Consider the following 14,334-nt stretch of genomic DNA (forward strand, 5'->3'; position numbering starts at 1 on the left):
CTCTAACGACATTAAAACACAGAGAAAAGCTTTTGAAGGAATTTCTTATGCCATGATCAAAACCTTAAAGGGGCTAAAATTTAATAGTAAAACTGTTTACGTTCAACACTGTCCAATGGCTAAGGCAAGCTGGTTAAACGAAAAAGAGAACATCGAAAATCCTTATTATGGAAGTATGATGTTTGATTGCGGTGACGTTTCTGAAACCATAAAATCGAACTAATGAAGCTGCATATCAAAAACATGGTATGCAACCGTTGTAAAATGGTGGTTAAAGCTGAGCTGGAAAAGCTCGGCTTTAAACCATTATTGGTTGAACTTGGCGAGGTTACCTTGGCTGAAAACATTTCTCCGGAGGATAAAATCAAGATATCGGATAATTTGACTCATTTTGGGTTCGAATTACTTGAGGATAGGAAAACCCAGATTGCAGAGCAGATTAAAACCGCCATTATTAATCTGGTACACTATACCCAAGAGCCATTAAAAATCAATCTTTCTGCCTATCTCAGCAAGCTGTTAAAATTGGAATACACGAGCTTAAGCAGCATTTTTTCGGAGGTGGAAGACCAAACCATCGAGAAGTATTTCATTGCTCAAAAAATAGAAAAAGCAAAAGAGATGCTTACTTATGGCGAACTTACCTTGAGCGAAATTGCCTATCAATTGAACTACAGTAGTGTTGCACATTTATCGGCACAGTTTAAAAAAGTAACCGGAATTACACCCTCAGCTTATAAAGCAGCATCAATGGATAGCAGAAAAACACTAGATGAGGTTTGATGGAAGAGGTAAAATGGATGGCGGATTAGAGAATAGCCCATGGTCAATGGTTAAATAGATCATGGTTGATGGCCAAAAAACGTAAAGGCTATTGTCCATCAACCATACGGCCATAAAAACATTATCCATAAGCCAGTTGGTGGTTTTCAGTTAACAATTAACCAATTTAAACAGTTAACCGATTAACCCAGTGCTAATTTCTTACCATAAATCAAGACTAACCGACTGATTCTGTGCTAACTTTGCAGTTAAATAAATTTACTAGGTATGAAAAAATTATTCTTATTTCTGATCGCTGCCTCAATCAGTGTGGCATCATTTGCACAAACAAGCTGGAAAATAGATCCGATGCATTCATTTGTTAACTTTTCGGTTAAACACATGGGTATTTCTTTCGTTGACGGTTCTTTTAAAAAATTCGACGGAACGGTTACGGCCTCTAAACCAGATTTGACGGATGCTAAAATCAGCTTTAGCGTTGATGTAAACAGCATTACAACTGGAGTTGACATGAGAGACGGACACTTAAAAACTGACGATTTTTTTAATGTGGTGACTTACCCTACGATGAAGTTCGAAAGCACTTCTTTCAAAAAATTAAGTGGAAACAACTATGAGTTAAGTGGAAAGTTAACCATCCGTGATGTAACCAAAGATGTAAAATTTGCTGTAGTTTATGGTGGTACGGCTAAAGATCAACAAGGAAACACTAAAGCCGGATTTGGTGCTACAACGACCGTAAACCGTTTAGATTATAACATTAAATATGATCCAACTGGTGCCGGCGTTGCAAAAGATGTAGCCATTAAATTAAACCTTGAATTTGTTCAGGGGAAATAATTGAAGAGATCGTCATTTATTAATAATGATTCTGGCAAATATTTCACTATAAAATCTGTCACATTGAGCCTGTCGAAATGCATATAGGTGCTTCGACAAGCTCAGCATGACAAACACTGTATCATGTCTACACTATCTCAATTCAGAAGTTTTACTCAGCGCTTACCTCAAACCGAGCTGATGCCTGCACTTTTTATCGGTCACGGTTCACCCATGAACGGTATCGAAAATAATGAGTTTAGCCAGAGTTGGGCAGAACTGGCAAAAAACATTCCCATTCCAAAAGCAGTGTTGGTGGTATCGGCACACTGGTACACACACGGAACCTTCGTTACGGCTATGGATTTCCCGAGCACCATTCACGATTTTGGCGGTTTTCCACAGGCATTATTCGATGTACAATATCCGGCACCCGGCGATCCAAAACTGGCTGCAGAAATTCCGAATTTAATCCATTCTACTCCCGTTGGTTTAGACCATGACTGGGGTTTGGATCATGGCACCTGGACAGTGGTAAAACACATGTACCCAAATGCCGATATTCCAGTTTTACAATTAAGTATCGATTATACCAAATCGCCTGAACAGCATTACGAAATTGCCAAAGAAATTTATGCGCTCCGTAAAAAAGGGATATTGGTTTTGGGCAGCGGAAACATGGTACACAACCTCCGCATGTTAAGCTGGGAAATGATTAATGGTGGCGGTTATGATTGGGCAATTGAAATGAACGATAAGTTTAAAAATTTAATTGCCAACGGCGACCATAAACCTTTGATCAACTATCGTAACCTAGGTACCGATGCGATGTTGGCCATCCCTACCCCAGAGCATTATTTACCGCTCATTTATACCCTTGGAATGAAAAATGAGAAGGAAGAGGTTTCTTTCTTTAATGACAAAGCGGTTGGTGGTTCGTTAACCATGACTTCGGTTTTGGTGGGATAAAAATCACTGTCATGCTGAGGCACGAAGCATCTGCAGCCGATGACAACCAGCCCTTCACAGATAAGGATTCTTCACTGCGTTCAGAATGACAGCAATATAAAATTCTATAAAACTTTATGATTATTCTGTAACGCTTATGGCCCTATGAAGCGGTAAATTTGTATAAAGATTTTAATCATGACACACACCTATCAACTTACCGGCATGACTTGTGGCGGTTGCGAAAATAAAGTAAAAAGTAACCTGCTCGTTTTACCAGATGTAACTTCTGTTGAGGTTTCGAAAGATACCAATTCTGCCACCATTAGCATGGATAAACATATTGGCTTAGATATACTCCAACAAGCTTTGGGTGGCACAGACAGCAAATATCAAATTTCTGCCGCCCACCATATCGAAACACTTGAAGAAGCAAAATCGTGGGCCGAAACTTATAAACCCATTTTATTGATATTCGGATATGTTACCGCCATATCACTTGTGGTTTCGTGGCAATCTACGGGAATTAATTTCATGGTGTTCATGCGCATTTTTATGGCGGGTTTCTTCCTCACCTTCTCTTTCTTTAAAATGCTTAATCTGAAAGCTTTTGCCGAAAGTTATGCCATGTACGATATCGTAGCCAAAAAATTTGGTGCGTGGGGTTACATCTATGCTTTTATCGAACTTGGATTAGGCTTATCTTTTGCATTAAACCTATCACCCGTAGTTGTAAACTGGGCTACACTAATTGTAATGACGGTAAGCATCCTTGGTGTTTTGGAAAGTGTTTTAAACAAGAAAAAGATTCAGTGTGCCTGTTTAGGTGCGGTTTTTAACTTACCCATGAGTACCGTAACCATTGTTGAAGATGCTATTATGATTGCGATGAGTGCAGCGATGCTGATTTTGATGTAAACTATTGCCGCTTGTACCTAAACTCCGATTTTCGGCTTTTACCATTAAGCTCGCCTTCAATCCAGGCGAGTAAATCCTTTTTTCCCTGATTTTGGTAAACTATTCTCTGCGGAAAATCGTGTGTTTTATTTTCGAAAACATAGGTCTCATCTTTCGTAGTAATAAGTTTGAAACAAGTTTCTTTTCCTTCGTTCTGCCCTGTTACAGTTGAACAGTAAAAAGTATCTTTTCCAATCTTTTTGATCTTAAGGGTTTCGGTAAGCAAACTATCACCTTTGGCATTTATTCGATAGCTTTTGCCGCTGAGTGTTTTATCTGAATTTTGCACCCACTGCTCTATAATTTTTCCTTTTGGCGTTTGTATTTCCCATGAACCTAAAATGAAAGCAAAGGTTTTTGAAGGATTTTTTTGTGCATTAACATTAGTGCAAAACCCAATAAGGATTAAGGACATAAAAATTAAACGAATTCTTTTCATTTTGCTATCGTATTTGTAATATGTGCCAAATGATGTTTTCCATGCCAAGCGTACATACCCAACATGTTTGCTAATGTAAGTTCTTTTCCCTGAGCCGGGTGAATGTATTTTCGCTGATAATCTTCCTGTTTCAATGTTTTTAAAAAAGCAACCCAACGTTGGTGTAAAGCAGACAATAAATCAATAGATAATTTGATATTTCCATTTTTTGCTTCCCCCGTTTCGGCCCAGCGTTCTTCGTAATATGGCCTGATTATGGGAACATCTTCGGTAATGGCTTGTTTAAAACGGATATAAGCATTGATGTGGCTATCAGGAATATGGTGAACAACTTGCCTCAACGTCCAACCTTCGGGGCGATAAGTTTGGTTTAATTCTTTTTCAGTCAAATTTTCGGTAGCTTTCCTAAGCTGATTAGGCAAAGCTTCTATTTCGGAAATCCATATGTCGATTTGTTTTTGATCGAAAACGTCTGGCATTGAAAATTGGCCAATCGGGTATTTAAGCTGTTCTAAATCCATGAATCCAAAATAGGCTTTTTGTATGAATTATTTTGCCACGGAAACACGGAATCCGCGGAATATTTTTACATCAATTTCTTTAGCCATTTTAACAAGCCCATTTTTTTTTCGTAAGGCGGATAAATCATCTTGGTTAATCCCAACTTCGACTGGAAAACCACTGCCCTTTCGTGCGAAAAGGTTTTAAAACCAAAAACACCATGACAACTGCCTATGCCACTATTATTTACCCCGCCGAAAGGCAAATTAGGATTACCGATATGGACCAATACATCATTTACACAGGTTCCGCCTGCACTTGTTTCAGTAATAATTTTATTTTGGTTCTGTTTATTGTCTGAGAAAATATAAAGCGCCAAAGGCTTTTCTTTCCTGTTCACAAAATCAATTGCCTCCTGTAGATTTTTGTAAGTAATTACAGGTAAAATTGGTCCAAAAATTTCTTCCTGCATGATCGCGCTGCCCTCAGCTACCGAAGTTAAAAGCGTTGGTGTAATGGTTAAATCTTGCTCATCCGATTTTCCACCAAAGGCCAATACAGCACCATCGCCAAGAGCTTGTTCAATCAATTTATTTAAGCGCAGGAACTGTTTTGTATTGATGATTTTAGCATAATCATTTTTGTTAATTTTCGCTTCGTTAAAGAACATTTTTTGAACCGCGGCCTTATAATACATTTCAAAATCGGCCACCCTATTTTCATTAATTAATACATAATCCGGGGCAATACAGGTTTGTCCGGCATTAACCAATTTGCCCCAGGCAATTTTTTCTGCGGCTTTTTTTAGGTCGCAGGTTTCATCTACAATAGCTGGCGATTTACCACCAAGCTCTAAGGTAACCGAGCTAAGATTTTTTGCCGCAGCTTCCATCACCACCTTACCAATTGCGGTACTTCCGGTAAAAAATATATGGTCAAAAGGAAGTTTTAATAGCGCTGTAGAAACTTCGGCATCACCTTCGAAACAGGCAATTTCTTTTGGATCAAACGTATTGGAGATCAGTTTGCTGATTATACCTGCCGTCGCAGCACTCAATTCAGACGGTTTTAGTATGACGAAATTTCCTGCTGCTATGGCAGAAATCAACGGGCTCATAATCAATTGTAACGGATAGTTCCAAGGGGCAATAATCAGACAAACACCTTTTGGTTCATAGTAAATTTTATTGCTGGCAAAAAGATTGCTCATGGTCCTGCCTGCCGATTTTGGTTTCATCCAGCTACGCAGCTTTTTAATGGCATGATCTATTTCGGCATAAGTAAAAAACAGTTCAGTTACTGCGGTTTCGAAACGGTTTTTGCGCAAGTCACTCTTCAATGCGGCAAATATTTCTTCCTCGGCATTTTCTAATGCCTGTTTAAGCTGCCTTAGTTTTCCAATGCGTGTTTTAGCATCCGTTTTGCGCAACCCGAATTTATGTTGCTGCTGTAAAGCGAAAACTGATTTTATCTGTTTTTCCATAATTACCAAAGGCTCACAATTTTTATTGTATAAGCAATTTAAGAAAATATAAGGTTCGTAAGGTTATATGAAAATTAAGTGATTAATCGAGCTAGCTAGAGTTGTGGGTTAATTTTAGTTAAAATGCACCCATTTCATTAAAAATTCATTCATTTAAAGCATATTGCAGCAAATTTTAATATTCAAGATGAAAAGATTGTTTTTTGTTTTCGCATTCATAATTCCGATGGTTATACATGCCCAAACCCTAAAAACAGATGTATTGGTTATTGGTAGTGGCGATGCCGCCTATTCAGCATCTTTTCAATCGTTCAAATCAGGTGTTAAAACAATTCTGCTTACACAAAAGGAACAGCTTGATCTTAAGAAAATTTCTGATAGCAAGCCCAAAGAAGTAACTCTTTTTTATCAAAGCTTTTTAAAAAGGGAGATTGAAAACGCTAAAAACTTAGATGCACCTAAGCCAGACAAAAAGAAACCACTAAAAGTAACAGTTGATAGCACTCAGCTTTTAAATGTAATCAATGGTATTCCTTACACTGAAATTAAACGCTCAGGCAGTGGCTGGGAAGTGAAACTCACGAAAGACAAAAGCATTAGGGCAAAAGTTCTGGTTATGGCCGATAATCCAGAAAAGTTAATGACTGCATTAAAAATTACGGGCTTAAATCCTGCGACTTCAAATCAATTAAATTATAGCGAGAATTTATATAGAACAACAGTAGCCAGTGTTTTGTCCAAAGGGGCAAATTTTTTATCATTATACAGCCTGCTCATCCCAAGCCAAGAAAACCTTTTATATATTTCTGCCGATCAGTTCGAAATTGGCCCTGCTGCAGGTGCAATCGCAGCCTATGCTGCATTTTTCGATACCAAAACCAGTTTGTCAAATTTAAAAAGGATCCAGGGTGAATTATTAGCCTATAAACATACGTTAATGCCTTTTGAGGATGTAAAATCAATTGATTCTAACTGGCTGGCCATCCAGAAAGTGGGTATAACGGGAATTATCAAAGCAGAAATAAAACAAGACAAAGCCTATTTCAATCCCGAAAAAGATGTTACCCACGATGAAATTAAGCAGCCGATCAAAGATTATTATTACAAGGCCCAGATCTGGTTTGATGATCATCAGCATATCCCCATTAATTTAGAAAACACCATTGCAATGGTTTGTTATGTGGGCAATAAATCAGTTGAGGCAATCAAAACTGAACTGCAAAAAAAGTGGAACAAAAACTACAAGTTTACTTCTAAATACGAACTTAAAAAAGTATTAACCAGACGAGAATTTGCAGTAATCATCAACGAGTACCTAAAGCCTTTCGATGATGTGAATGTAGATAAAACCGGAAGGGTAATCCGTTAACCTCTCCCTATGTAAGTTGGTGCAGCTACTTCTGCATTTCGTATCCCTCTCCTTGAGGAGAGGGAATGAACAGCCTTTGCTATAAAGCACTACCGTTCATAGGGTGAGGTTGTTGTAACATTTCCATTTCCTGTTAAAATTAGCAAGTCCATTCCCTAAATTGCAGCCAAACCTAAAATTCATGAAGAAATATTTACTTTTCCTTTTGCTTTGCACAGGCGAATACGCTTTTGCACAACAATTAGCACCTTTAACTGTCGAAAAGATAATGCGCGATCCAAAGTGGATGGGCGTTGCACCAACCAATTTCCGTTGGACTGCAGATAGCAAAACCCTGTACTTCAACTGGAACCCTGAAAATAAAGCTAAAGAAGAATTATTTAAAGTTTCGGCAGCTGCTACCAAACCCGTTAAAGCGGCAGAAAAGGAAGATGAAAAGCTTTTAAGTTTAAACTATACCTATAACACTGACCGCTCGCTTGGTTTAATCGAAAAAAGTGGCGATATCTATTTACAGAATTTCAAAGGCAATAAAGAAACGCGGCTAACCAGCACGCAAGAGCGAGAAAACAGCCCTGTTTTTTTAACCAATGGAAATATCGTTTATCAATTGGGCGATAATCTTTTCGAAGTGGATTTAAAATCTGCCGAAACCAAACAACTCACTAATTTCGTTAAAGGTAAAAAAGCAGGCCGACCGGAAACCAAGCCGCTTACCGAGCAGGATAAATGGCTAAAGGCACAGCAAACCGAATTGTTCGATATCATTAAAAAAAGAAATGCAGAAATCAGAAGTGGCGCCCGCGGTGGAAGAGGCCGTTCTGGCGCAACATCTGCTGATTCAAAACCATTAAAAGAGCTTTATACAGAAGATAAGTTTTTAAATGGCGTAACCATTAGTCCCGATGGGCATTTTATTACTTATAAGCTAACCACGCCAGCCCAAAATAACCATAGCACTGTTGTTCCGAATTATATCACATCGTCAGGCTATACCGAAGATATTCCTGGCAGAACAAAGGTTGGGGAAAATGAAAATATTTCGCAGGGCTTTATCTACGATACTCAAAAAGATTCTGTTTATGCCATTCAGACTGCTACCATACCGGGCATTAAAGATCTTCCCGATTACCTTAAAGATTATCCAAAAGAATTGGATACGCTAAAAAAGAAAAACGCAGACAGGCCTGTAAATTTCTTTGGCCCGATTTGGAACGATAACGGAAGTAACGCAATTGTCGTTGCAACTTCAACCGACAATAAAGACCGCTGGATCTTAAAACTGGATGCATCAACAGGGAAGTTTTCTCTAATAGATCGTCAGCGCGATGAAGCCTGGATTGGCGGCCCGGGCATTAGTGGCTTTTACCAAGGTAGCACCGGATGGATAGACAATAACCGCTTTTACTATCAAAGCGAATCTACTGGATATTCGCATCTTTATGTGGTGAATATTGCCACAGGCGATAAAAAACAACTAACCTCTGGCAAATGGGAAGTGCAATCTGTTCAGCTTTCAAAAGATAGAAGTACGTTTTATCTTAAAACAAATAAGGAGCACCCAGGGATAACAAACTTCTTTAAAATCAGTGTAAACGGTGGTGAGCTTGTTCAGATTACTGCCATGAAAGGCTTAAATGATATCACCCTCTCTCCTGACGAAAAATACATAGCCATTAATTATTCCTTTATGGACAAACCTGGAGAGTTATATCTTCAGCCAAATAAGGTTGGTGCCAAAGCCGAAAAAATTACTCAATCTACCTCTGCCGAATTTAATTCTTACAAGTGGCGTCAACCGGATATGGTAAGCTTCAAAAACCGCTATGGTGCAGATGTTTATGCGAGGGTTTATAAATCCGATAATCCACATCCTAATCACCCTGCGGTAGTTTTTGTTCATGGTGCAGGCTATCTTCAAAATGTGCATTTCGGCTGGAGCACCTACTTCCGCGAGTTTATGTTCAATAATTTACTGGCCGATAATGGTTACACGGTAATCGATATCGATTATACCGGAAGCTCCGGTTATGGTCGCGATCACCGTACAGGTATTTACCGCCACATGGGAGGAAGAGATTTAACCGATCAGGTTGATGGCGTTAAATTTTTGGTAGAGAAATATGGTGTTAACTCACAGCATGTTGGTTTGTACGGGGGCTCTTATGGCGGATTTATTACCTTGATGGCCATGTTTAATGAATCGGATGTTTTTGCAAGTGGTGCCGCTTTACGTTCGGTAACCGACTGGGCACATTATAACCATGGTTATACTTCGAATATTTTAAACGAACCTTATAACGATCCGATTGCTTACAAAAGAAGTTCACCGATCTACTTCGCCGATAAGCTAAAAGGCAACCTTTTAATGGCGCACGGAATGGTTGATGTGAATGTTCACTTTCAGGATATTGTGCGCATTACACAACGTTTTATAGAGCTCGGCAAAAACAATTGGGAGCTTGCCGTTTACCCTGTTGAAGACCATGGTTTTATCGAGCCAAGCAGTTGGACTGATGAGTATAAAAGAATATTCAAACTGTATGAAAATACGTTGAAGAAGTAACCTCCCACTTAGCCAGTTCGTCATCTCGACTGGAGCGCAGCGAAACGGAGAGATCTATCTAGTTAGATTTCTCGACTGCGTTGCACTTCGCTCGAAATGACGACAACGAATGAAAATAGAACCCTACTATATTTCACACCAACAATATAGTTTTCATCTATATCGTTATCAATAAATACAATTAACAATTAGCGAAACGGGGGTTGCTTGACATCTGTTTTAGCCTTACCTTTGTGGCATAAAATTAAAGACAAAAAATTATGGCAATAGTAGGCAAAAAATTCCCAAGTGTTAGTATTGATGCAATGTCAGACATGGGTGATGACTTGAAAATCAATGTATTTGAAGAGGCTGTAAACAAAAATAGCAAAGTGTTATTGTTCTGGTATCCAAAAGATTTTACTTTCGTTTGCCCTACAGAATTACACGCTTTCCAAGCTGCTTTACCTGAGTTTGAAAAAAGAAATACAATTGTAATCGGCGCATCTTGCGATACCAATGAAGTTCACTTCGCATGGTTAAACACACCAAAAGATAACGGTGGTATTGAAGGTGTTACTTACCCGATCTTAGCTGATACCCACAGACAATTATCTGGTATCTTAGATATTTTAGATCAAGAAGTTAACTACGATGAGGAAGGAAACGAATCTTTCTCAGGTTCTAATGTTTCTTTCAGAGCTACATATTTAATCGACGAAACTGGTAAAGTTTTCCACGAAAGTGTTAACGATATGCCACTAGGCAGAAATGTTAAAGAATATTTACGTTTAATTGATGCTTACGCTCACGTTCAAAAACATGGCGAAGTTTGTCCTGCAAACTGGGAAGAAGGAAAAGAAGCAATGAATGCGAACAGAACTGGCGTAGCTGAATATTTAGCCGCTAACTAATTAAACAAAACGTTATGTTTTTAGAATTAACAGAAGATAATCTTCAACAATATTTAGCCGATAACTCAAAGGTGATGGTTCAGTATGCTGCATCTTGGTGCGGAAACTGCAGAATCATGAAGCCTAAGTTTAAAAAATTGGCTTCAGAAAATGAAGATGTAGCTTTCTTGATTGTTGATGCCGAAAAACTTCCAAACTCACGCAAATTTGCAAACGTTGATAATTTACCAACTTTCGCAGCTTTTGAAGGCGGTAGCTTGGTAGATCAGGTGCAAACCAACAAAGCAGAAGGTTTAATTGAACTATTTAACAAGATAAAGTAATGAAGATTCCGGTTATAAGACAATTATTTCAAAACACCACTCCAGCACAACTGGAAACTACTTTGGAGGTTTTAGAGGCTTTTTGCGAGTTCAGAGGGGTTAGTGAACACGAAGTTGATGTTGCGGGCGAAATGATTACCAATATCTGTGGTGCCCTAGAAGTACATCAGATGGTAAGCGAAGGTGCAGCCGAAAAGGACGCATTAAATGCTTTCGGCCAAAAGGTAATGGGTTCGATTGATCGATAATCGTTTTAAAGCTTAATCTGGCTTTTTCAAAATACAGATCCCTCGTTGATGAAAATCAGCGAGGGATTTTTGTTTGGTATTTCTTCTACTTGTCGTCATGCTGAATTTATTTCAGCATCTTTCCTGCTATTAGGCCCTGAACTGAATTCAGGGTGACGGCCGAATTTGTTCTCGCAAAAAAAGGTCTGTGAGGACACAGACCTTGGATTATAATTTAAACCTCGCAGGTTTATGAAACCTGCGAGGTTTAGCAGAAAGTATTAAGCTAAATTCCTACCCGCGTTTACGATACCGAATACCGTTCTTACCGCTAGCTTTTCTAAAGCTTGCTGGTCTTTTTCGTTCTGATCATGCTGCAATTTCTCTAAAGCGAAATGCTGAATCAACACCAATGGTAAGATAATTTTCTCGCGTGTAGCGATTGATTTTTTATCTACAGGATAATTAGCCATTAATGTTGGCTGTCCGGATAGTTTTAAAAGCATCTCCTTAGCTAATTCGAATTCATCATGTAATTGAGTCCAAAAAGCACCAAACTCCTTATCTGCGACCAAATGCGCTGTAATGGTAAAATCTGATTTGCTCATACTCATCATACAGTTATCTACAATCGTTTTCAAATAATCTGAATCCTGATAAACTTTAAGCACTTTATCCCAGTTACCAGCTTTTTCCTGATTTTTCAGGGCTGTTCCCATACCGTAAAAACCAGGAACATTCTGCTTCAACATACTCCATGCCGTTACAAAACTAATCGCCCTTAAATCTTCGAGTTTCATTTCACCACCACCGTTTCTTTTTACCGGGCGACTGCTAATATTAGCTTGCGACAATAATTTTAAAGGAGACAATTTCTCTAAGTAACTCACAAATAACGGGTGCTCACGCAAGTCTACAAAAGCTTTATAACTTTCTTCAGCCATTTCATCTAGCAGCGTTTTATTCTCAGGATCTAACAGAATATTGTGTTTCTCTTTTAATCCGGAAGTAAGTCCTGCGTTGATTAATTGCTCGATATTAAATTCAGCACTTTCTACCGAACCATATTGAGAACTGATGGTTTGCCCCTGAACGGTTAACTGCATGTTCTTGTTCGCAATTTCCTTACCCATAGAAGCATAAAAACGGTGTGTTTTACCTCCACCACGTGCAGGCGGCCCACCACGGCCATCAAAAAACGCCAGCTGAATATTGTGTTTGGCAGAAACCGCAGATAATGATGTTTTTCCGTTAAAAATAGACCAATTGGCCATTAAATAACCACCATCTTTGGTACTGTCAGAATAACCAAGCATAATATCCTGTTTATTGCCACGGCTGGCTAAATGTGCCTTATAGAATGGATTACTATAAAGCGTATCCATAATTGCTGCTGCTCCCTTTAAATCGTTAACGGTTTCAAAAAGCGGCACAAAATCAATAGTCAACGATTCTTTACTCCAGCCATTCCAAAGGAAAAGCTCAATCAATTGCAAAATATCACTCGCTTGTTGGCAATTACTGATAATAAAACGGTGACAAGCTTTTTCGCCATTACGTCTTTGAATGCCCTTAATTTCTTTGATTACTTCAATGGTATCTTTTGTCAAAGCATCGGGMTCACTGGCGTAAACAACCGTTGCCTCTTTAAAAGAGATTAAAGCTAATTTCTCTGCTTCAGATAGTTTATCATAATCGGCAGGATACAGCGAAGAAATCGGCTTATTTACACGGCAATAGGTATGTACGTTTCTCAGCACACGGCTGTCCTGACGAATATCTAGCGATGCAAAGTAGTTACCATATAAGTCTATCTTACGGATCAGATCGTTAACCAGATCAACAAACAAACCTTCATGTTCAGCGAGCAGTGTTTCCTTGATTTTATTCAGGTTATCCCTTAATTCATCAGAAATATCATGAAGCTCACAGGTCTGGTCAAAAGCATTTAGATACAATACGTCATGCAGTTTTGCGATATTTTCTTCAACACCTCTGAAGGTGATGCGGCGTTTAATCACCCTGAAATCGCGGTAATAACAACGGAAAAGGATCTGGCGCAACATTTTAGAAACTTCCAAAGTGGTATCAGCATGAATGTTCGGATTTCCGTCTCTATCTCCCCCAGGCCAGAAACCCAACTCTAAAATTTTCTTAGTCTCCAGGTTGTATTCATCAAGGTTCTGGTCTATCTCTTCCTGAATATTCGCCGCAGCAAAATAAAATGTATTCTCTAAAAACCAGGCAAGGTTTAAGGCTTCATCAACCGGCGTTGGTGATTTTTTATTAAAAAAAGGCGTTTTACCCAATTGCTGCAGCAACGAGTTCATCGAAGTAATGTCGTTATCCCTAATGGCCTTAGTTAAATCGGTAATAATGGCCAATACACTTCCGGGATAAAACTGGGTTGGGTGTGCAGTTAAAACCAAACGAAGTGAAAGTTCGTCAATCAACTTCTCAATTTTTGATAACATCGGTTTGTTATCGGCATTCTTTTTTAAGATAAATGCCAATGTACTCTGTTCATCAGTTGTATTTAACTTTGTAAAAGAAGCATCTTCTACGGCATCAAAAAGAACTACCTGACGTTCGATATACTGGATAAAACGGAAAAGCAGGTCAACAATATCCTTAGGGTCTGTATAACTGGTATACTTGGCAAAAAATTCTTCGATAATCTGTGCCGGTTTTTCTCCGTTTGCAATGCCTTCTTCACAGCTCTTAAAAAACAGCGGAAGCAATGTTCCGGTATCTTTAATTTTGTAAAAAGGCAAGGTGAGAAATAAACTGTTAAATAGTTCGAATTTTGAGATTACCTCATTATTAAAAATAGATTCTCGTTGCGTAGTTAAACGAAGTTTAGGCATAGCTTATGCAATAGTTTTGTATACCGTAATACTACAAAAAATGCGTAAGGTATTAAAATTCTAAGGCTTACAATTTGGAAAATTGTAGAATAAATTTTAATTTTAAAATCTTATTTGGCCACAATGTGGTTAAGTAAGAACATTTGCAATGTTTAAGGG

Annotated in this window: 13 protein-coding genes and 1 pseudogene; 10 read left to right on the forward strand and 4 right to left on the reverse strand. The window is 38.5% G+C overall.

Annotated elements, in window-relative coordinates:
• The 5 genes and pseudogenes from AC1DPQ_RS03680 to AC1DPQ_RS03700 all read left to right on the forward strand — a co-directional run.
• Window positions 1-223: pseudogene (locus tag AC1DPQ_RS03680) on the forward strand (DUF3347 domain-containing protein); the annotation flags it as partial.
• Window positions 223-783, forward strand: coding sequence for a helix-turn-helix domain-containing protein (locus AC1DPQ_RS03685; protein ID WP_477583385.1), 561 nt, complete (start codon window positions 223-225; stop codon window positions 781-783). The pseudogene AC1DPQ_RS03680 and the gene AC1DPQ_RS03685, both read left to right, overlap by 1 nt.
• A gap of 267 nt (window positions 784-1,050) precedes the next feature.
• Window positions 1,051-1,623 carry a YceI family protein gene (locus AC1DPQ_RS03690; RefSeq protein WP_477583386.1) on the forward strand — a complete coding sequence of 191 codons (573 nt, stop codon included), beginning with the start codon at window positions 1,051-1,053 and terminating at the stop codon, window positions 1,621-1,623.
• A 123-nt stretch (window positions 1,624-1,746) separates the two neighbouring features.
• On the forward strand, window positions 1,747-2,571 hold the full coding sequence (gene ygiD / locus AC1DPQ_RS03695) for a 4,5-DOPA-extradiol-dioxygenase (protein WP_477583388.1): 825 nt from the start codon (window positions 1,747-1,749) through the stop codon (window positions 2,569-2,571).
• 177 nt (window positions 2,572-2,748) lie between these two features.
• Entirely contained in the window at window positions 2,749-3,468 is a 720-nt protein-coding gene (locus AC1DPQ_RS03700) for a heavy-metal-associated domain-containing protein (RefSeq protein WP_477583389.1), read from the forward strand.
• A 1-nt stretch (window position 3,469) separates the two neighbouring features.
• Here the strand turns inward: AC1DPQ_RS03700 and AC1DPQ_RS03705 are convergent, their stop codons facing one another.
• From AC1DPQ_RS03705 to AC1DPQ_RS03715, 3 genes are all read right to left on the reverse strand, one after another.
• A complete protein-coding gene (locus AC1DPQ_RS03705) occupies window positions 3,470-3,946 on the reverse strand; it encodes a DUF6265 family protein (RefSeq protein WP_477583391.1) in 477 nt (158 codons plus the stop codon).
• Window positions 3,943-4,467 carry a YfiT family bacillithiol transferase gene (locus AC1DPQ_RS03710; RefSeq protein WP_477607994.1) on the reverse strand — a complete coding sequence of 175 codons (525 nt, stop codon included), beginning with the start codon at window positions 4,465-4,467 and terminating at the stop codon, window positions 3,943-3,945. Before AC1DPQ_RS03710 ends, AC1DPQ_RS03705 begins: the two co-directional genes overlap by 4 nt.
• 65 nt (window positions 4,468-4,532) lie before the next feature.
• Window positions 4,533-5,930, reverse strand: coding sequence for an aldehyde dehydrogenase family protein (locus AC1DPQ_RS03715; protein WP_477607996.1), 1,398 nt, complete (start codon window positions 5,928-5,930; stop codon window positions 4,533-4,535).
• A 187-nt stretch (window positions 5,931-6,117) separates the two neighbouring features.
• Here AC1DPQ_RS03715 and AC1DPQ_RS03720 point away from each other — a divergent pair, with 187 nt between their 5' ends.
• The 5 genes from AC1DPQ_RS03720 (at window position 6,118) to AC1DPQ_RS03740 (ending at window position 11,329) form a co-directional block, all read left to right on the forward strand.
• Window positions 6,118-7,299: a hypothetical protein gene (locus AC1DPQ_RS03720; protein WP_477607997.1), complete on the forward strand. Its 1,182-nt coding sequence runs from the start codon at window positions 6,118-6,120 to the stop codon at window positions 7,297-7,299.
• Between the two features lie 181 nt (window positions 7,300-7,480).
• Window positions 7,481-9,865: a S9 family peptidase gene (locus AC1DPQ_RS03725; protein WP_477607999.1), complete on the forward strand. Its 2,385-nt coding sequence runs from the start codon at window positions 7,481-7,483 to the stop codon at window positions 9,863-9,865.
• 260 nt (window positions 9,866-10,125) lie between these two features.
• A complete protein-coding gene (locus tag AC1DPQ_RS03730; protein ID WP_025141704.1) occupies window positions 10,126-10,758 on the forward strand; it encodes a peroxiredoxin in 633 nt (210 codons plus the stop codon).
• A 14-nt stretch (window positions 10,759-10,772) separates the two neighbouring features.
• Window positions 10,773-11,081, forward strand: coding sequence for a thioredoxin family protein (locus AC1DPQ_RS03735; RefSeq protein ID WP_025141703.1), 309 nt, complete (start codon window positions 10,773-10,775; stop codon window positions 11,079-11,081).
• A complete protein-coding gene (locus AC1DPQ_RS03740; protein ID WP_010599336.1) occupies window positions 11,081-11,329 on the forward strand; it encodes a DUF6952 family protein in 249 nt (82 codons plus the stop codon). The genes AC1DPQ_RS03735 and AC1DPQ_RS03740 overlap by 1 nt, the downstream gene beginning before the upstream one ends.
• Before the next feature lie 260 nt (window positions 11,330-11,589).
• On the opposite strand, the gene AC1DPQ_RS03745 is transcribed toward AC1DPQ_RS03740, so the two are convergent.
• Entirely contained in the window at window positions 11,590-14,175 is a 2,586-nt protein-coding gene (locus AC1DPQ_RS03745) for a phosphoenolpyruvate carboxylase (protein ID WP_477608000.1), read from the reverse strand.
• Between the last annotated feature and the right edge of the window lie 159 nt (window positions 14,176-14,334).

The sequence above is a fragment of the Pedobacter sp. 01T416_2 genome, from assembly GCF_056398925.1.